A 19,466-nucleotide genomic window follows, 5' to 3' on the forward strand; every position below is an offset into this window, starting at 1 on the left:
CCCTTTACGACATCTGATGATGTTGTGGAGGGATTTGTTGTTTTTTTTACTACGTAAAACTTTTGAATATGGGGGTAATAGACAGAATACTAAGATATTACGAAGATCTCAGAGAATTTAATTCTTCTAATATCAAAGATTTCCGAGGCAGAGTAAAATCTTGGATAAAGATGGGTATGCTTGCTGGTCGTATCTTCTATGTAAAGGATATGTGGGCCAGGGATGTGGCAGCATTGACTTTTGCCTCCTTCATGGCTTTGATTCCTTTTATGGCGATGATGTTTGTCATTGCCCGAGGTTTTGGGTATTCATCCTTATTGGAATCCTGGCTTTCTACTACTTTTGAGGCACAACCGGTTGTGGCTCAAACTATTGTAAATTTTGTACAAAACTATATTGAGAATACCCAGAGCAACTATATCATCGGTACGGGTATCGTGATGTTTCTCTATACTATCATCTCTCTGATGCAGAAAATTGAACTTACCTTTGATGATATCTGGCATACGGGAGAACGTTCATGGAAACAGATTTTTACAGAATATCCTACCATTCTGTTCGGTTTAGGTCTCATGATACTTTTTGCTTCGAGTATTAATGTATGGACTGTTAATGTGGTGGATAATGTCGATAAGATCGCTGATATAGGGGAAACAATTCCTTCGTTTATCCTCCATTTGGCTGCATTTGTTCCGATGTTTCTGTTCTTTGTGTTCTGTTACTGTGTTATTCCGAATACTTATATAAGATTTCGAAGCACCCTTGTACCATCATTCCTGGCAGGTATCTGTATGACAGCCTTGCAGTATGGCTACATTTATTTGCAAGTATTCCTTTCCAGCTACAATGTCATTTATGGTTCTTTAGCAGCTATTCCGCTTTTTCTGTTATGGCTTCAGATTTCGTGGGCTATAGTGGTCTTTGGTGCTTTGCTTTGTCATACTAATCAGAACATACATTATTATGATGGAGACCTCAGATATGATGATCTGAAATTGGTGCAGCGTATCAAGGTTTGCGGAATGGTTATGCATTTGGTATGTAGGCAGTTTAATAATGGAGAACAAGCATATACACCGAAAGAGATTCATGAGTTGACGAATATACCGCAACAAATTGTCAATCAGGCAGTGAGGGAACTCCTGCAGGCCAAATTGCTGGTTGAGATTAGAAGCGAGAAAAGGGGGTGTTTTGAAGAATCTGTTGTCTTGCATCCGATAGAGAAGATAGATCATCTGACTTATGGCATGATGATAGAGCGACTCTTCAATTATGGTGAGGAAATTTCTGGTTTTTCAGAAATAGAAAATGAATTGGAATTGTGGAAAAATATCGATATTGTAAATCAGAAATTCGTAGATAACGGTAAGCAGATATTATTTATTTAGAAAAATATAAACGGTCATTTGTAACATCAGTTTGTACAAATGACCGTTTATTATTTATATTCTCCTAAATTATATAAATAGGATAACTTTATTTTCATTCTTATGAGTTCATAGAGAGTAAGAACTCATCATTATTTCTTGTATGCTGCATGCTATTGTGGATGGTATTCATAGCCTCAATTGGGTTCATGTCTGAAATGTACTTGCGCAGAATCCACATGCGGTCGAGGGTAATCTTATCCTGCAGGAGATCATCACGACGTGTAGATGAAGCAACCAGATTGACAGCAGGGAAGATACGTTTGTTGCTGAGAGAACGATCCAACTGCAACTCCATATTACCCGTACCCTTGAATTCCTCAAAGATAACTTCATCCATCTTGCTACCAGTATCAATCAAGGCTGTAGCAATAATTGTCAGCGAACCACCTCCCTCAATATTTCGGGCAGCACCAAAGAAACGCTTTGGCTTCTGGAGTGCATTGGCGTCCACACCACCAGTAAGGACCTTACCAGAAGCTGGTGCAACAGTATTGTAAGCACGAGCTAATCGAGTAATGGAATCAAGGAAGATGACAACGTCGTGACCGCATTCTACCATTCTCTTTGCTTTTTCCAAGACGATACCTGCAATTTTCACGTGGCGCTCTGCTGGTTCATCAAATGTAGATGCAATTACTTCTGCATTTACAGTACGAGCCATATCAGTTACCTCCTCTGGACGTTCATCGATGAGAAGCATCATCAGATAAGCCTCCGGATGGTTGGCTGCAATCGCATTTGCAATATCCTTCATCAGAATTGTCTTACCAGTCTTAGGCTGCGCAACAATCAACGCACGCTGTCCCTTACCGATAGGTGAGAACAGATCAACGATTCTTGTGCTGAGATTCGTGGTTGCACGATTTCCACAGAGAGAGAATTTCTCATTAGGGAAGAGTGGGGTAAGATGCTCGAACGGTATTCTATCTCTTACTTCTGATGGTTCACGGCCATTGATCTTATCAATAGAAGTCAATGGGAAATATTTCTCACCTTCGTGTGGTGGGCGTACTTTGCAGAGTACAACATCTCCCGTTTTGAGACCATATCGCTTGACAAAGTTGGATGCTACATATACATCATCAGGAGACGACAGATAGTTGTAGTCGCTACTGCGAAGGAATCCGTAACCGTCAGGCATTACTTCGAGAACGCCATTGGATGAAATAATATCACTGAAATCGTATAATGGTTCACTTTCCTGTACTTGGGCATCGGTTGCTTCAGATTGAGCAACTTGATCTTGCTGGTTTGCTGCAGCAGAAGTCATCGGTCTGTCAAATATGTCGAATGTTGGCAGGGCAGACTGATCTTCAATAGGTAAATCTACTACAGGGATAAAGTCTGTACCATCACCTGGATCGTTTTCCCAAACTTGTTCAAAGTTATTATTTGATGTTTGAACAGTTGCGTGTTGCTGATATGCTTCTTCTTCATTTTGAGCATTCATTTTAGCCTGCAACTGTGCAATCAATTCACTATGCTGAGCATTTGCCCCTTGAGAATGATCGAAAGCCTGCTCAGGAATAAAACTTTCAGTATTATCCAGAGAAGTACCAGTAGGATTATTCTCTGCTACAATGTTTTCTTCTGAGCTGTTTCCTTCAGAATGATTTTCTTCAATTTTATTTTCAATATCATTGTCGCTTCCTGTATTAACATCTGAAACCGTATTTTCTGCAGATATTGCATTTGTAGGTAGTTTTTCCTCTACAGGAGCAGCATCTTGATTATTCTCATTTGCAGAAGAGTTCATTTCAGTGTTAGTGGCATTTTGAGTAGCCATTTTTGCTTCGTGCAGTTTTTTAAGCGCAGCAGCTTTCGCTATAGCAATAGCTTCCAATTCATCAGCCTTGCTTTTTCTACCACGATGCTTTGGAAAGTCAATAACAGGTTCCTCTGGGGAATTTGTTGATTGATCACTAACTTCTGTATTTTTGTTTTCTTGTGGTTCAGTATTTGAGTTTGCTGGTTCAGAAACCGGCTGTGTTCCTTCTTGAGTTTTATCAGACTCATTAAATAATTTAGGTTCCTCGTGTGCAGAAGGACCTGTAGCTTGATTTTTCATCACGTCAAAGTTTTCACCGTCTTTTCCCTTGACAGTGTAAACCTTATCTTCTGTTTTGGCAATGCGAGCTCTCTTTCTTTTTACTGGTTGAGGCGCTGTTTCTGCCTGAGCGTCAAGGATGGCATAGATGATAGTCTCCTTGTTGTCGCTTGATTTAATCTTTGCGCCAATTTGTTTAGCAATGTCTTTCAATGTTGCGACATTCCTAGAAGTTAATTCGTCTTTGCTATACATTATTTATAATAGTTATATTGTATATGATTCTTGATAGTATAAAAAGGTGTTTCAAGAGGAGAAACACCTATCGTACAAATTCCGAGTGCAAAGATAATTAAAAAAATCGTTTCTGCCAAATTTTTTTTGTATCTTTGCACAAAATTTCAATAAAAATGGCAAATCAGACACCATATTTAGATGTACAGAACCTTACAAAGCGGTTTGGAGCCCAGGTTCTTTTCGATAAAATCTCTTTTTCCATCGCTGAAGGACAGAAGGTGGGACTTGTTGCACGTAATGGTACGGGCAAATCTACTCTTATGTCTGTACTGATGAATAAAGAGGGGTATGAAAACGGTGATATTATATATCGTAGAGACTTGAAAATCGGTTATTTGGAGCAATCACCAGACTTTGATCCAGAGGAGACTGTATTGGATGCTTGCTTCAATCATAATGGAGATCCGGAAAAGGTACTGAAAGCTAAACAGATACTTACGCAATTGCATATCACTAATCTTGAGCAACCTATGGGGCAGCTCAGTGGTGGCCAGCAAAAACGTGTAGCACTTGCTAATGTACTGATAGAAGAACCCGATTTTCTGATGTTGGATGAGCCTACTAACCATTTGGATCTGGAAATGATAGAATGGCTGGAGGGTTATCTGAATCGTGGAAACAAGACTATTTTCATGGTTACTCACGATCGTTTCTTCCTTGATAAGGTTTGTAATGTTATCCTTGAATTGGACGATCAGACTATTTATACCTATCGAGGTAACTATGCATATTATCTGGAGAAACGTCAGGAAAGAATGGATAATCTTCGTGCTGAGATACAACATTCTAAAAATTTGTATAGAAGAGAACTTGACTGGATGCGCAGGCAACCACAAGCTCGTGGCCATAAAGCACGCTATCGTGAAGAGGCATTCTATGAACTTGAAAAAGTTGCCAAACAGCGCATTGAGGACAGGCAGGTCAGACTGAAGGCTTCGACTGTTTATATTGGCAGCAAGATTTTTGAATGCCAGTATGTTAGCAAGGCTTTTGAAGATCACGGTCATAAAAAGGTGATACTCGACTATTTTTATTATAACTTTGCCCGTTTTGAGAAAATGGGTATTGTGGGTAATAATGGTACCGGTAAATCGACGTTTATCAAGATGCTCTTGGGTGAAGTGAATCCTGATGAGGGTAAATTTGATATCGGTGAGACTGTACGCTTTGGTTATTTTTCGCAGGAAGGTCTGAAATTCCGTGAGGACCAGAAGGTTATAGATGTAATTACGGAAATTGCCGATTATATCGATCTTGGCGGTGGTAAGCATATGACAGCTTCTCAATTTCTCCAATTCTTCCTCTTTACACCGGAGGAACAACATAATTATGTATATAAGTTGAGTGGAGGAGAAAAGAGAAAGCTTTATCTGTGTACCGTATTGATGCGTAATCCGAATTTCCTCATTCTGGATGAGCCTACTAATGACCTGGACATTCAGACGTTGCAGGTTCTGGAGGAATATCTTCAGGATTTCCCTGGATGTGTTATAGTAGTCAGTCACGACAGGTATTTCATGGATAAGGTTGTAGATCATCTGCTTGTGTTCAAGGGAGAGGGTGATATTCAGGACTTCCCTGGCAACTATACTCAGTATCGTGATTGGAGCAGGTTGCAAACTAAGGAGAATGAAGAGGAATCCACTAAGGCAAAATCGGCGTCAAAGACAACTGATGCTAAGAATAGTGATAATGCCAGTGGTACTGCTAAACGTGATGTAAACTTCGAAAACAAACGGAAGATGTCCTTTAAGGAAAAACGTGAGTACGAACAGCTTTCAAAGGAAATCGAAGCTTTAGAGAAAGAACAGAAGCTATTGGAGGAAGAACTCTGTAGCGGAAAACTGAGCGTGGAGGAACTGACAGAAAAAAGCAAGAGATTGCCACAAATCAAGGATGAACTTGACGAAAAGGAAATGAGATGGCTTGAACTTTCAGAATTGCTTTAATAACCGATATTCGGTATTCTAATAAAGAAATTGGATGGGAGTAAAGTATAACGTATAAAATAATAATCGTAACTATAATATCAGTAACAATGGAGATTAAAAAATCAGAATTTACGATATCTGCTCCTCGAGTGAGCATGTGTCCTAAGGATAATAAATTAGAGTATGCTTTTATTGGCAGAAGTAATGTAGGTAAGTCAAGTCTTATCAATATGCTTTGCAATCACAAGGGTTTAGCAAAAACTTCAGCCACACCAGGTAAAACTCTGTTAATCAACCACTTTATCATCAATAACGAATGGTATTTGGTTGACCTTCCTGGTTATGGATTTGCCAAGCGCTCCAAGACTGTTCAGAAGCAACTGGAACAGATGATTGCAGGTTATATTCTTCAGCGCCCTCAGTTGGCAAATGTATTCGTATTGATTGACGTTCGCCATGAGCAGCAGAAGATAGATCGTGAATTTGTAGATTGGTTGGGCGAAAGCAACATACCTTTCTGTATTGTGTTTACCAAGGCAGACAAGTTAGGTCCTGTAAAGGCAAGAATGAATGCCCAGAAGTGGATGCAAGCATTGGAGGATCGCTGGGAAGAACTCCCTCCTTATTTTATAACCAGTAGTGAAAAGAAAATGGGAAGGGATGAAGTGCTTGATTATATCGATGAAATCAACAAGTCTTTGAGTGAGTAAGTTTCTGAACACTTCAAATATTAATATCAGAATCAATGAAAGAAATTAAGTGGGGATTTATCGGCTGCGGTGAGGTAACCGAGAAAAAGTCAGGACCAGCATTCAATGAAGTTCCTGGCTCACAAGTTGTTGCGGTTATGAGCAGAAGTGAAAAGAAAGCGCGCAGTTATGCTGAGCGCCATCATATCAGAAAATGGTACACTGATGCTCAAGAACTTATTGATGATCCTGATGTAAATGCGGTCTATATCGCCACGCCACCTTCTTCTCATGCCACTTTTGCTATTATGGCTATGAAGGCTGGTAAACCTGTTTATGTTGAGAAGCCTCTGGCTGCAAGCTATAACGACTGTATTCGTATCAATCGTATTAGCGAACAGACAGGTGTGCCATGTTTTGTTGCTTATTATCGCCGTTATCTCCCTTATTTCCAGAAAGTTAAGGAAATTATTCAAAGTGGAGGAATTGGAGATATCATCAATGTGCAGGTAAGATTTTCTGTTCCGCCACGCGATTTAGACTATCATAGTGGAAAGGAAATGCCTTGGAGATTGCAACCGGATATTTCTGGTGGTGGCTACTTTTATGATTTAGCTCCACATCAGATTGATCTTTTGCAAGATTTGTTTGGTGTGATAACACGTGCCCATGGATATCCGGCAAATCGTGCTCACTTGTATGAAGCTGAAGATACGATTTCTGCATGTTTCTTCTTTGAAAGTGGCATTCCAGGCAGTGGAAGCTGGTGTTTTGTTGGTCATGAAAGTGCTAAGGAAGATTGTATTGAAATCATTGGTGACAAGGGATCACTGTCTTTCTCGGTTTTCAATTACGAACCTATTCGATTAATTAATTCCGAAGGAAAGAAAGATATTGTTGTTCCAAATCCGCCATACGTTCAATTACCAATCATCCAGAAGGTGATAGAAGATTTACAGGGAATAGGTATTTGTGAATGTACCGCTATTTCTGCTACACCTACCAATTGGGTACTTGACCGTATTCTTTGGAAAAACTAAAGACTCATAGGGCTGATGAATATTCATTCGGCTACTTTGGTTTCTGATTTAATCAGATTTCTGATAAAACTTGAAATAAAGTTTGCTTGTATTCTCTAAAGTAATAAACATCGTGATTGAGATGAAGAGATATTGTATTGGATTATTTTTGCTGTTTTCCGTTGCATCTATTCATGCAACGGAAATAGGGGATCGTGATTCTATCGGTTTCAACGTTCTCTTCAATAAATCGATGTTTCAATCCAATTCACCAGATAGTCTCATTAGGGAAAAACACAAAAAAACATTCTTTCATCGTGTGGGGGATGTGTTTACTAAGTTTTTCCGGGAATTTAATGTTACTGACAGTTCCTATATAGAACCGCAGCATTATAATTATACTGTAATGCTTCAGAATACAAACACTTATGAGGAATATACACTTTCCAGCAAGGAAGGTCAGCGCATATCTTTTGCTCCTGATCCAACATTCCGCCTCGGACCTTATCTGGGTTGGCGCTGGGTGTTCCTTGGTTACACTCTCGACCTCAAACATATCAATGCAAGTTCTCAACATACCAATAAGAAAGAGTTTGACTTAAGCTTGTATAGCAGTATGTTGGGCATCGATTTGTTTTGGAGACAAACTGGTAATGATTATCATGTACAACGCATGAATCTGAGCAGCGAACTTGATACATCACCGATGCACAAAGTTCCTTTTGATGGTTTTAAATCCAGTATTAAAGGGTTCAATCTTTACTATATCTTCAATCATAGAAAATTCTCATACCCAGCAGCTTACTCGCAAAGTACCTGTCAAAGAAAAAGTGCTGGTTCTATGCTCTTAGGGATTGGTTATATGCGGCATACGCTTGATGTTGACTGGGATAAGTTGAGTTCTCTTGTAGATGAGAAATTAGGAAAAAAGGAAGATGGAATATCAAGAATAGATAGTACTTTAACCTTCTCGAAGGTGAAATATTCAGACATCTCTGTTTCTTGCGGATATGCTTATAATTGGGTCTTTGCAAAGAACTTCCTCTTTAATGCTTCGTTATCTATAGGCCTTGCTTACAACAAATCGAAATCAGATACAGAACATAGCAGATTGGATATTCATGATTTCAGTTTCAATAATTTCAATCTTGATGGTATTGGTCGTTTTGGTATTGTATGGAATAATACGAAGTGGTATGCTGGAGCCAGTACAGTAATCCATACCTATAATTATAAGAAAGAACAGTTTTCTACTAATAGTTCTTTTGGTTCGCTGAATATCTATGTGGGCGTGAACTTTGGTCGTAAGCGCCACCATTAATGATTTACAGGAAGTAAAACATAATTGACATGATGTATTTTAAGTTTATTTTAGCCAGTCAGATTTTAAATCTGGCTTCATTGCTGGCTGTAGGACAAACGAGAAGTTGTACGTTCGAACCGCATCCTAAGTCGGTTTCTAATGGAGTTTCGGATTCTAAAGGAGTTAAGAAGGAGAATATTGATAGTCATCAGGATGCTCATCTTTCTCCATTAAAGTCTTCATCAGATAAAGTAGCAAATCTTTGTGCTGACGATAATGTACATTATCAGGTTGAGGCAACATATAGTCAAGCAGATGTTTCCCGTATCAATTCCTTACTTCGAGAGGCTTCCCAACTCAAAGAAAAACCGAAAAGTTGGATGCTTTGGTTTGGAAAGAAATTCATAGGTGTTCCGTATGTAGGAGGAACTTTGGATAGGGCGGAGGAAGAAAAAATGGTTATTAATACTTCAGAACTCGACTGTACGACTTTTGTTGAAATTGTGACAGCTTTGACTCGTTGCATGTCCGGGAATGGAAAAAGGGATTTCTCTGATTTTTGCCGACAGCTTCAGCATGTCCGTTATATCAATGGAGAAATTGCCTATGAAAAGAGACAGCATTATTTTACTGTTTGGATTAGTGATAATGTAGAGGAAGGCATCGTTACTGATATTCAGAACAATCCTCCTTTTACCAAAGTTCAGCATGTTTCTGTGAATTGGATGACTACTCACCAGCAGAGCTATAAGATGCTAAAAAATAATGCAAAGCGACTTCAAGGTATTAAGGCATTGGAAGAGCAGATTAGTGGTAAAAGTTATCGGTATATTCCAAAAGAGCAGATCGTAGATAGTCGGTTATTCAGAAATACCATTCATAATGGCGACATCCTTGTCATGATAACCAATAAAAAGGGACTTGATACGACGCATATAGGAATCGCATCATGGCATCAAGATGGACTACACATGCTTAATGCAAGCAGTATTCACAAGAAGGTAATCGATGAACCAATGCTTCTGCGTACTTATATGATGAAACATCCGAGCCAGATAGGAATCAGAGTTTGCAGAGTTGTTGATGGAGCTAAATGATTTTGAGAATATATTTTAAATTATTATTGTACTAATAGTCAGTGGATAAGATTTAAAATGTTTGTTTTTTACTTTCCTAAAAAGTTAGGCTATTGGGGAATAGAAACAAGTCATTTAACACCTCTATCTTTCGGAGATAACACTCGTATCTCTCATTTCTATAAAAATGCTTTTTGAAGGGCACAAAAGTGCTATAGTCAGGGCACTTTTGTGCTATCCCCGAGTACTATAAGAAAACAAGTTGGGTCTCTCTTTTAGGTGACATACGCAAAATGAGCAGTCATTTGTCTTGAAAACGTTTCTTTCAATTCAATGACTGCTCATTTTTTATTTTAACATCACTGCTACATTTTTGCACATCTATTGAGAACTTGCCCTAAATATAGTAATGATGATTATCTTTTACCTCTTTTTCCGGAATTGCCTTTATTTCTATTATCTCCTGTGAAAGATCCCGAATTTCTACCTTTTTCATGATTTTTATTGCCGTTTCCGCGATTTTGACTCATGTCACCGCGTCTATGATTTCCTTCATCAAAATTAGGATTGAAACTCTTTTTCTTTTTATCCTTGAAGAATCCAGAACCTTTATCGGCTTTCAACTGCTCTTTTACAGACTTGGCAAGTTCGCGAGGAGATAGTGGTCTTTGTGAACCATCATTACGGTTACGGGCATTCAGAGGTTTACCATTATTGAGATATTTATCCTCATCATAGCATCCTACATTGCCATATCCCTTAGGTTGGTATGATTGGTTTCTAACATTCCTTCCGGAATTGGAGCCGTAAGAAGAATTTCCCTGTCTGTTCTTTCCTCTTGCACCACGACCAACGCCTGGGTTGTCATAAGTAGAGCCTACAGCTTTCTCATCGAATCTTGCAGAAGTGTGTCCGCCTCTCATATCACGCTTATCATACAATTTAGCAATCAGGTCACTTCTGCCAATTCTACGTAATTCAGATTCAATAGCCCTTCTTTCTTCCGGTTTATACCAGAAGAAGAACATTCTTTGAGCGAGTTTTTCCTTCTGAGTCTTGGCACTGAAAACTGGTTCCAAAGTGTATGGATCATATCCTGTGTACCAGGTTTCCGTAGAAATTGTCATCGGAGTAGGAGTGAAGTCCTGTACTTGTTCAAGATGAAAATCAAGTCCCTTGGTTATCACAGCCAATTCCGCCATATCCTCTTCATGACAGCCCGGATGTGAACTGATGAAATAAGGGATGATTTGTTGGTTAAGTCCCTCTTCCTTGTTAATCTTATCGAAGATGCGTTTGAATTCATAGAATAAGTCGAATGATGGCTTACGCATGAACTTGAGAACTTCCGGACTTGTATGCTCTGGTGCCACTTTCAGTCGTCCGCTCACATGCTTGGTAATCAGCTCGCGGGTATATTCCCTTGCAGCCTGATTTACCTTCTCATCCTTGCTTTTATGCAATAGCAAATCATAGCGGACACCACTACCTATAAAACTTTTCTTGATACCAGGTAGGGCATCAACTGCATGATAGATCTCGAGGAGTTTGCTATGATCGGTATTGAGGTTAGGACAAATCTGCGGATTTACGCATGATGGACGTTTGCACACCTCACAGGCCTTCTGATTTTTGCCATGCATTCCATACATATTAGCAGATGGGCCGCCCAAATCGCTCAAGTATCCTTTGAAATCAGGCATTGCGATGATTTTCTTCACCTCTTTCAGAATACTTTCCTTGCTTCTGCATACCACAAATTTTCCTTGGTGAGCAGAGATGGTACAGAAAGAACAACCGCCAAAACAGCCACGGTGCAGGTTGACAGAGAACTTGATCATCTCATACGCAGGAATTGTTTTTCCTTTATATTTTGGATGAGGCAGACGGGTATATGGCAAATCGAAAGCAGCATCCAATTCCTCTGTTGTCATCAGAGGGAAAGGAGGGTTGACCACAACATATTTTCCATCCACTTCCTGAATCATTCTTTGTGCATGCATCTTATTGGCTTCTTCCTCCAGATGGCGCACATTTTCGGCCTGACCTTTTTTGTTGTGAAGACACTCCTCATGGCTATGCAGGATGATGTCATCATCCTTGAAACCACCAGGAATATCCTTTTCCTTACAATAGAAAGCAACCTGTGGCATTTCGTGAATCTCGTCCATTGTTTTTCCTTCAGCAAAAGCGTTGGCAAGTTCCACAATAGAACGTTCACCCATTCCATAGAGAATGAGGTCGGCACCTGAATCACAGAGAATGCACTTGCGCAGTTCGTCTTTCCAATAATCATAGTGACTGATACGGCGCAACGAAGCTTCTATACCGCCAAGAGCCACAGGTACATCAGGGAAAAGTTTCTTCAATATCTGAGTATAGACGATAGAAGGATAGTCTGGACGCATGTCATGGCGTGAGTCTGGACTGAAAGCGTCTTCACTGCGCATACGGCGATTGGCGGTATAACGATTTACCATCGAGTCCATGGCTCCTGGAGAAACTCCAAAGAACAGACGTGGGCGTCCAAGCTTTTTAAAATCACGGAAATCACCATGCCAGTCAGGTTGAGGCACAATAGCCACACGGTAGCCATTGGCTTCAAGAATTCTGCCAAGTATAGCTGCTCCGAAGGATGGATGATCTACGTAGGCATCTCCAGAAAACAGGATAACGTCCAGTTCGTCCCACCCTCTGAGTTCACATTCTTTCTTAGTTGTTGGTAAAAAATCTGTTAATTTATAATCCATTTAAAATCTGTCTTAAAGAGGTTCAGGAGTTAGTCATTAACCGCATCTGGTTCAGCTTCTGATGCCTCCTCAGTTTCCTTCTTCTCTTTCCAATCTACATAAAGCAATACCAAGTTATGAAGGCCTAAGGCTTTCATATTGCTATTATAAATAACGTCAAGGCATAGATCCAAAAGATTCTTGTCCTGACAGTTGTCTGCTTCCAATAAAGAGCGGACATTCAATTTCAATTTTTCAAGTACTTCTTCATCAATGATTCCATTACTGTCCACCAGATTGCGAAGAAGCTGATACTTATCAATAGTTTCAAGATGCAGGTCGCTTACTTCAATTGAGCGAGTACCTGATTGGTTTGCTTGAATTTTATACATAATATTCTACATTTAAAGGGTTATTATTTCTTTTTTATCATATTCAGATTTGTTGAATGCATTGACTTGTCGGATATATCAGAAAAAAGTATCATTACTTGTTGCCAAGTAAATACTTGAGAATACCAGACATTAACTGTCCACGTGTCTGCTCATTCTTGATACACTCGAAAGGGAAGCCCATGGTGAATGAACCATACCCATTGCCTTTATATCCTACAGCTGCACTTGCTCCATTTATATATTGCATTGTGCAGATAGCCCCATCAATTGGGGCAAGAATATCTGGATGTGTTGCAGCGTAGTGCTTGTCATTCAATTTGTCGTAATAATCAAAGTTCATTCCTAATCCGTTAACCATCGGTGTGGCTTTCAGACTGTCTGAAACCAGATATTGCACCTTCAGCGTATTAGCCAGGAAATTTTTCTCTTCATCCGTTTGCATATCGCTTCCGATGTAGGAGCCGCTCACCAATAAACGTCCTCCATGATGTATGTAATTTTCAATCTTATTGATCATGGTCGGAGTAAAAGATTTGTAGTATTCAGGCGTGTAGCCATCATATCTTTCGAGTCCATTGATCAAATCTACTATTGGGTACTTTCCCATTTTTACCTTCCCAGAAAGGATGGCCTCGCTGGAGCAACTGGCAATACTATACAGATTAGAAGTAGCAATTGCTCTGGCATGTTCTACTGGATAATTGAAATCATTACCTGCAATCATTTGTCCTGCCATTTCGTCACCACAATAGCCAAGTCCATCAGCAGTCATCACGCCCATTTTAGAACGCTTGAAAACTCTCTGCTTTCCATTCCATCCGGCATTCAGTCCATAACTTACTCCTGGATCCTGATCGAAATCAAAACCTTGTTCCGCTTCATTGTCTATCACTTGAGGTGCAGCCAAACGATGGAAATTGTTGACTATCAATACGGTATGGCGAGCTTTCGGATTGTAGAGAGCAGCCAATGTCTCAGAAGGAAAACTTTCTCCACCTTGGTTCAATGCGGTCACTTTGAAGCTATACATCTTGCCAGGTTCCAGTTTGATCTGGCAGGCAGCAGTTCTGATAATTTGTCCATTATCGAAGCCACCTCTTCCTTCTGCTATATACAATACATAAGAGGTAGGAGCTGCAGTCGGTTCTGTTTTATCCGTCTGCGGACTCCATGAAAGAGTGGCTATTCCCTGATTGTTCACCTCTACAGAAAAGTGATTTGGAGGCAAAGGTTGAACCGTATATTTCTTGCCATGATTGGAGGAAACATATCTGAGGATAGTCTTGTACAGCGAACGAGCAATGGTGAATTTTGCCATTGGATTCTGAGCCAGTTTCATATCAGGGAAACTCTGATGAGAGAGAGTCTCGATGATGGCAGAAGGCACTTCTGGCAATCTTGTTTCAGAATAATTTCTGTCCCAAAGATAGCGTTCACCAAAATCACCATATTTATATCTCATGTCTGTAACGAGGTTCTTCAGCAATGCCTGGGCAAAATCCTTGGATGTAAATCTGGAAATACCCGTATTCAACTTCTCATCATTGAAGTTGGTTGTGCAAATAGCCAAAGATCCATATACGGATTTTCCGTCAGGATTGTATCCCGCATCACTATGAATGGCAAGTGATAATTCAATAGGTACATTCTTGCCGTCTTTAGCAGGCATATAGACGCTACCACCACCCAGCCAGTTGGTCATGAGAGAACGGGTATTGATATCATCCGCATAATCGTTTTTGCCCTTTCTTCCTCCATAAACGGAGTAGGGAGCGCCAGCCCATTGTGCGTAGTATCTTGCCCCTTCCAGACAACGGGGAAATCCACTATTGTATCCACCACGAAGGATATTTCCCATACCGCCTCCAAATCTTACGGCATCACTTGTCACAATACCTTTGGAAGAAGCCTGATTGGTCACGACAACACGATTGAACTCATTGCAACCTTTATCGAAATCAAATGTGCCCAAATAGACCCATGTGCTGCCTCCCATTCTCTGGTTGACTGTAAATTCTGTAACCTGCCCCTTGTGAAAAACGAGATATTTAGCATCCTTTACACTTTTCGGCAAAGTCTGATAACTTACATAGACAGCATATTTACCAGCATCAGGAATATTTGGCTGATAGCTGATTTCACTGTAATTCTTCTTTTTAGTGGCTTTAGCCTTTCTGATGGAACCGTCAGTAAAAGGGTTTTCCCCATCATTGTAGAATGCCTTTATAGCCGCAAATCCAGGTTCCTTTCCTGTTTTCCATTTTTTCCCATTTACCGTTTCTTTGTAGTAATTAGCTTTGATAGGATCATCATTATCAACTATGATCTCTTTTTTTTGCCAATCTCTTTCACGCGGAGTGAAAACAATGGCACCGGCATTCTGAAGCATCGGAATCAGATAAGGGACAACGATGGTTTGCGTGAACAAATCCTCGGTAGTTCCAAAGAGATTTGGTCGTTGCCATTTCCAGCGTTTCTGATCATTATCATAATATCTGCCATGCGATGACCATACTGAAAGATGGCGGTTCTGCAATCCTTCAGTTATAAAGTAAGGATGTGATGCATTAAAGACCCAGGGATCATCGGTATATTCGATGTCTCCCCAGACCCTTGTATTGCCTTCAAGATATTGCGCATTTGCAGTTGCCGGCATCAATAGCCAGCAACAGAATGCCCAATATTTAAGATAGTTTTTCTTATTCAATTTTTTACCTCTAAGTTATTTATAAGCTGACTTATTTCTAAGTTTACTTACCTTTATCATTACCTATTTCTAAGTTTTGATATTTACTTTTTACTTCAATCGATGTTTCCGATAGTGAATTTTTCCGGTTTTTTACCCTTGAAGTCCTTGAAATAAAGTTTGATTTCGCGCATGTCCTTATCTACATCGCCTGATGGAATCATCTTCTTGGTGCACTGAATGAGCTTCTTTTCATAATCAGCACCATAGAGCAGGATAGGAATATTGGCCTTCTGTGCAATGAAATAGAAACCTTTTTTCCATTCTGGATTAAGAGAACGGGTTCCTTCAGGTGTGATGCAAAGCACGAAAGACTTTCTCTTTTTAGCCTCTTCAGCCAAATTATCAGTCATGCTCGTATGCTTACTTCTCCAGACCGGAATGCCACCCATCTTGCGGAAAATAGGACCGAGAGGCCAGAAGAACCATTCTTTTTTCATCAAGAAGTTAGACTTCATACCTTCTGCCTTGGCAAAAGCCTGTCCAAGAAACAAATCCCAGTTGCTTGTATGCGGAGCTAAGCATATAATATACTTTTCCGGCAAATCAACCGTGATATCCTTTTTCCACCCTAATTTCTTATATAAAATCCAGCGACAAAAATTTTGTAACATATATAATAAGGTATAGGACTAAGCGAGATTAGCAATTTGATCAATAATCTCACAAACTTGCTTGTTGAAATCAGAGACGAGATTCTTATAATATACGGTCTGTTTCATACCTGGTTCCGGATGAGAGACACGTTTGATGAAATTCGTATTGGTCATAACAATGACAGAAATGATGCCGTCCACGTCTTCTTGCTCTGGTTTGCCATTATACAATGAGGCAGCTACGCACTCAGCGAAGAGTTCGCTGGTAATGTAATTGATAGTGCGTTTTAAATCTCTTTTATTAGCCATAATGTTATTCTTTTAAATTTAAAATTATGAAATGAATGCTCAAAGATAGCAAAAATCTTTGAAATCCAAGCATAAGTAACGAAAAAAAATACTGATTAACGCAATTTTAGCTTTTTTCTTTCATTATTTCGCAAAAAAAAGTTATTTTTGCAGTGTTTTTCAAAGTTTTTGTAGTTTCAACTTTTAAATATTAAAGAATAATTATGGAAAAAAGTGCATTGCAAATTGCAAGAGCTGCTTATCAGCCAAAGTTGCCAAAGGCTCTTCAGGGCCCTGTTAAGGCAGTAGAGGGTGCAGCTACACAGTCAGTAGGTAATCAGGATGAAATTAAGGCATTGTTCCCTAATACATACGGAATGCCTGTCATCACTTTCGAAGCTGGTGAGGCTAAGGAACTCCCTTCTTTCAATGTAGGTGTTATCCTCTCTGGTGGTCAGGCTCCTGGTGGTCACAACGTGATTTCTGGTCTTTTCGATGGTGTAAAGGCTCTCAACCCAGCTAACAAACTTTATGGTTTCATTCTCGGTCCTGGTGGTCTCGTAGATCACAACTACATGGAGATTACTTCTGAAATCATGGACGAGTACCGCAATACTGGTGGTTTTGATATCATCGGCTCTGGCCGTACTAAGTTGGAGAAGGAAGACCAGTTTGAGAAGGGTATCGAGATTCTTCGCGAACTTGGTATCAAGGCTCTCGTAATCATCGGTGGTGACGATTCTAACACCAATGCTTGTGTACTTGCAGAGTACTACGCTGCTAAGAAGTATGGCGTTCAGGTAATCGGATGTCCTAAGACTATCGACGGTGACTTGAAGAACGAGCAGATTGAGACTTCTTTCGGTTTCGATACAGCTTGTAAGACTTACTCTGAGCTCATCGGTAACATTGAGCGCGACTGCAATTCTGCACGTAAATACTGGCACTTCATCAAGTTGATGGGTCGTTCAGCTTCTCATATCGCTCTTGAGTGCGCACTCCAGACTCAGCCTAACATCTGCTTGATTTCTGAGGAGGTAGAGGCTAAGGAAATGTCACTGGATGATGTTGTTACATATATTGCTAAGGCTGTAGCAGACCGTGCTGCTGATGGCAATAACTTCGGTACAGTTCTCATTCCTGAGGGCTTGATCGAGTTTATCCCTGCTATCAAGAAGTTGATCGCTGAATTGAATGAGGTTCTTACAGACCCTGCAACAGGCGAGAGCCGTGAGTTTGCAAGTGCTGAGGAGCAGATTGCATTCGTTAAGGGTGCCATCGCTAAGGACAACCTCGCAGTATTGGAGTCTTTGCCAGCAGATGTAGCTCGTCAGCTTTGCCTCGACCGCGACCCTCACGGAAACGTACAGGTTTCTCTCATCGAGACAGAGAAGTTGCTCTCTCGCATGGTAGCTGAGAAGTTGGCTGCTTGGAAGAAGGAGGGTAAGTATGTAGGTAAGTTCTCTGCTCAGCATCACTTCTTCGGTTACGAGGGACGCTGTGCTGCTCCTTCTAACTACGATGCAGACTACTGCTACTCACTCGGTTTCAATGCTTCTTGCCTCATCGCTAATGGTAAGACAGGTTATATGTCAGTAATCAAGAACACAACAGCTCCTGCTGCAGAGTGGATTGCTGGTGGTGTGCCTATCACTATGATGATGAACATCGAGCGTCGTAACGGTGCTAACAAGCCAGTTATCCGTAAGGCTCTCGTAGAGCTCGACGGTGCTCCATTCAAGTTCTTCGCTTCTAAGCGTGAGCAGTGGGCTAAGGAGACTTCTTATGTATATCCAGGTCCTATCCAGTACTGGGGTCCTACAGAGGTTTGCGACCAGACCACCAAGACTCTCCAGTTGGAGCAGGCTAAGTAATATCGTATTATATTTTTATAGTATATGTCAACAAGACGAACGGCTTCTTCACAGAAAAAACATAGCATGCCGAGAAAGAAAACGACTCGACGTGGTAATACTCGTGCAAGAAGGCGTTCGTCTTCTTTTTTACCACGTTTCCTCCGTTCATATCCCCGTTGGGCATGGTGGATAGGAGGATTATTGATTGTTTTTCTTTACGTCTGGGCTTTTTATTATTTCTTCGTAAGTCCTACTGGTTTCCGGTGGCGTGCTTTGTATGGTGATGTAGAATATCCTGAAGGTTATGAGATTCATGGTATAGATATTTCGCATTATCAGGGTACGATTGATTGGGAACAGCTCAAGAATGCGATGATAAAAGGCTGTCCTGTTCGCTTTATCATCATCAAGGGAACAGAAGGTTCCTCACGTCTGGATGATAATTTCAGAGAGAATTTTAATCAGGCGCGGGATTATGGTTTTATCCGTGGTGTTTATCATTTTTGGAGTAATAAGTCTTCTGCTCGCGATCAGGCATATTTCTTCCTGGAGAAGATACATCTTACAGATGGAGATCTGCCACCAGTTCTGGATATAGAGCACAAGCCTGCAGATAAGTCTGTTGAAGATTTTCAGCGTGATGTACTTGCCTGGCTGCATATCGTAGAAGATAAGTATCATGCCAAGCCGATTATCTACACCTATTATAAGTTTAAGGAGAAGTATCTGAGCGCTCCTGTCTTTGATGACTATCCGTATTGGATAGCGCATTATTATGTAGATAAGGTGCAGTACAAGGGAAAGTGGAAGTTCTGGCAGCATACGGATGCAGGCAAACTACCAGGCATTAAGGGCTACGTGGATTTCAATATCTACAACGGAAGTTACTATGACCTACGAAAGCTCTGTATTGGTTCAAAAGGCGAAAGTCTTTTTGGAGATGATGAATATGAAGAAGAATAAATCCTTTCTTTTAGCAAATCTGCCTAAAAGAAAGGATTTTATGATTTAGTATATAGTTGGATGCAGCCCTTTATTTACTGCATCCAAAATTTTCCTTAAAA

At 40.3% G+C, this 19,466-nt stretch carries 14 protein-coding genes; 8 read left to right on the forward strand and 6 right to left on the reverse strand.

The genetic code is table 11. The features are described from left to right. Positions 1-68 precede the first annotated feature (68 nt). Positions 69-1,388 (forward strand): YihY/virulence factor BrkB family protein, encoded by a 1,320-nt coding sequence (locus tag EXN75_RS08450; protein WP_134843459.1) that lies wholly within the window; start codon positions 69-71, stop codon positions 1,386-1,388. A 100-nt stretch (positions 1,389-1,488) separates the two neighbouring features. Here EXN75_RS08450 and rho read toward each other — a convergent pair whose 3' ends face one another. Further along, the gene (gene rho, locus EXN75_RS08455) at positions 1,489-3,732 is read right to left on the reverse strand and encodes a transcription termination factor Rho (RefSeq protein WP_134843460.1); all 2,244 of its coding nucleotides are present in this window, start codon (positions 3,730-3,732) and stop codon (positions 1,489-1,491) included. Positions 3,733-3,887: 155 nt separating this feature from the next. Here rho and EXN75_RS08460 point away from each other — a divergent pair, with 155 nt between their 5' ends. From EXN75_RS08460 to EXN75_RS08480, 5 genes are all read left to right on the forward strand, one after another. Beyond that, the gene (locus EXN75_RS08460; protein ID WP_134843461.1) at positions 3,888-5,723 is read left to right on the forward strand and encodes an ABC-F family ATP-binding cassette domain-containing protein; all 1,836 of its coding nucleotides are present in this window, start codon (positions 3,888-3,890) and stop codon (positions 5,721-5,723) included. Positions 5,724-5,812: 89 nt separating this feature from the next. Then, entirely contained in the window at positions 5,813-6,415 is a 603-nt protein-coding gene (yihA, locus tag EXN75_RS08465; RefSeq protein ID WP_118117302.1) for a ribosome biogenesis GTP-binding protein YihA/YsxC, read from the forward strand. Between the two features lie 35 nt (positions 6,416-6,450). Further along, positions 6,451-7,434: a Gfo/Idh/MocA family protein gene (locus tag EXN75_RS08470; RefSeq protein ID WP_134843462.1), complete on the forward strand. Its 984-nt coding sequence runs from the start codon at positions 6,451-6,453 to the stop codon at positions 7,432-7,434. A 232-nt stretch (positions 7,435-7,666) separates the two neighbouring features. Then, positions 7,667-8,734 (forward strand): DUF4421 domain-containing protein, encoded by a 1,068-nt coding sequence (locus tag EXN75_RS08475; protein ID WP_246031333.1) that lies wholly within the window; start codon positions 7,667-7,669, stop codon positions 8,732-8,734. 29 nt (positions 8,735-8,763) lie between these two features. After that, the gene (locus tag EXN75_RS08480; RefSeq protein WP_246031334.1) at positions 8,764-9,813 is read left to right on the forward strand and encodes an N-acetylmuramoyl-L-alanine amidase-like domain-containing protein; all 1,050 of its coding nucleotides are present in this window, start codon (positions 8,764-8,766) and stop codon (positions 9,811-9,813) included. A gap of 395 nt (positions 9,814-10,208) precedes the next feature. Here the strand turns inward: EXN75_RS08480 and EXN75_RS08485 are convergent, their stop codons facing one another. From EXN75_RS08485 to EXN75_RS08505, 5 genes are all read right to left on the reverse strand, one after another. Then, positions 10,209-12,542, reverse strand: a complete 2,334-nt coding sequence (locus EXN75_RS08485; protein ID WP_246031335.1) for a YgiQ family radical SAM protein — start codon at positions 12,540-12,542, stop codon at positions 10,209-10,211. Between the two features lie 29 nt (positions 12,543-12,571). Then, positions 12,572-12,913 carry a hypothetical protein gene (locus EXN75_RS08490; RefSeq protein ID WP_118117301.1) on the reverse strand — a complete coding sequence of 114 codons (342 nt, stop codon included), beginning with the start codon at positions 12,911-12,913 and terminating at the stop codon, positions 12,572-12,574. A gap of 94 nt (positions 12,914-13,007) precedes the next feature. Further along, complete coding sequence (locus EXN75_RS08495) at positions 13,008-15,623, reverse strand: golvesin C-terminal-like domain-containing protein (protein ID WP_246031336.1); 2,616 nt, start codon at positions 15,621-15,623, stop codon at positions 13,008-13,010. A gap of 95 nt (positions 15,624-15,718) precedes the next feature. Next, on the reverse strand, positions 15,719-16,276 hold the full coding sequence (locus EXN75_RS08500) for a 1-acyl-sn-glycerol-3-phosphate acyltransferase (protein ID WP_022111324.1): 558 nt from the start codon (positions 16,274-16,276) through the stop codon (positions 15,719-15,721). 18 nt (positions 16,277-16,294) lie between these two features. After that, positions 16,295-16,567, reverse strand: coding sequence for a hypothetical protein (locus EXN75_RS08505; RefSeq protein WP_022111323.1), 273 nt, complete (start codon positions 16,565-16,567; stop codon positions 16,295-16,297). A gap of 203 nt (positions 16,568-16,770) precedes the next feature. Here EXN75_RS08505 and EXN75_RS08510 point away from each other — a divergent pair, with 203 nt between their 5' ends. Then, positions 16,771-18,420 (forward strand): diphosphate--fructose-6-phosphate 1-phosphotransferase, encoded by a 1,650-nt coding sequence (locus EXN75_RS08510; RefSeq protein ID WP_118117299.1) that lies wholly within the window; start codon positions 16,771-16,773, stop codon positions 18,418-18,420. Positions 18,421-18,486: 66 nt separating this feature from the next. Further along, entirely contained in the window at positions 18,487-19,365 is an 879-nt protein-coding gene (locus EXN75_RS08515; RefSeq protein ID WP_134843463.1) for a glycoside hydrolase family 25 protein, read from the forward strand. The last annotated feature ends 101 nt before the right edge of the window (positions 19,366-19,466 follow it).

The organism is Segatella hominis, from assembly GCF_004535825.1.
In the GTDB taxonomy this organism is placed as follows: Bacteria; Bacteroidota; Bacteroidia; order Bacteroidales; family Bacteroidaceae; genus Prevotella; species Prevotella hominis.

What these genes read in the sequence shown, in the direction of transcription:
- EXN75_RS08450 (WP_134843459.1), top strand. Translation starts at nt 69, where the DNA reads ATGGGGGTAATAGACAGAATACTAAGATATTACGAAGATCTCAGAGAA.
- rho (WP_134843460.1), bottom strand. Translation starts at nt 3,732, where the DNA reads ATGTATAGCAAAGACGAATTAACTTCTAGGAATGTCGCAACATTGAAA.
- EXN75_RS08460 (WP_134843461.1), top strand. Translation starts at nt 3,888, where the DNA reads ATGGCAAATCAGACACCATATTTAGATGTACAGAACCTTACAAAGCGG.
- yihA (WP_118117302.1), top strand. Translation starts at nt 5,813, where the DNA reads ATGGAGATTAAAAAATCAGAATTTACGATATCTGCTCCTCGAGTGAGC.
- EXN75_RS08470 (WP_134843462.1), top strand. Translation starts at nt 6,451, where the DNA reads ATGAAAGAAATTAAGTGGGGATTTATCGGCTGCGGTGAGGTAACCGAG.
- EXN75_RS08475 (WP_246031333.1), top strand. Translation starts at nt 7,667, where the DNA reads ATGTTTCAATCCAATTCACCAGATAGTCTCATTAGGGAAAAACACAAA.
- EXN75_RS08480 (WP_246031334.1), top strand. Translation starts at nt 8,764, where the DNA reads ATGATGTATTTTAAGTTTATTTTAGCCAGTCAGATTTTAAATCTGGCT.
- EXN75_RS08485 (WP_246031335.1), bottom strand. Translation starts at nt 12,542, where the DNA reads ATGGATTATAAATTAACAGATTTTTTACCAACAACTAAGAAAGAATGT.
- EXN75_RS08490 (WP_118117301.1), bottom strand. Translation starts at nt 12,913, where the DNA reads ATGTATAAAATTCAAGCAAACCAATCAGGTACTCGCTCAATTGAAGTA.
- EXN75_RS08500 (WP_022111324.1), bottom strand. Translation starts at nt 16,276, where the DNA reads ATGTTACAAAATTTTTGTCGCTGGATTTTATATAAGAAATTAGGGTGG.
- EXN75_RS08505 (WP_022111323.1), bottom strand. Translation starts at nt 16,567, where the DNA reads ATGGCTAATAAAAGAGATTTAAAACGCACTATCAATTACATTACCAGC.
- EXN75_RS08510 (WP_118117299.1), top strand. Translation starts at nt 16,771, where the DNA reads ATGGAAAAAAGTGCATTGCAAATTGCAAGAGCTGCTTATCAGCCAAAG.
- EXN75_RS08515 (WP_134843463.1), top strand. Translation starts at nt 18,487, where the DNA reads ATGCCGAGAAAGAAAACGACTCGACGTGGTAATACTCGTGCAAGAAGG.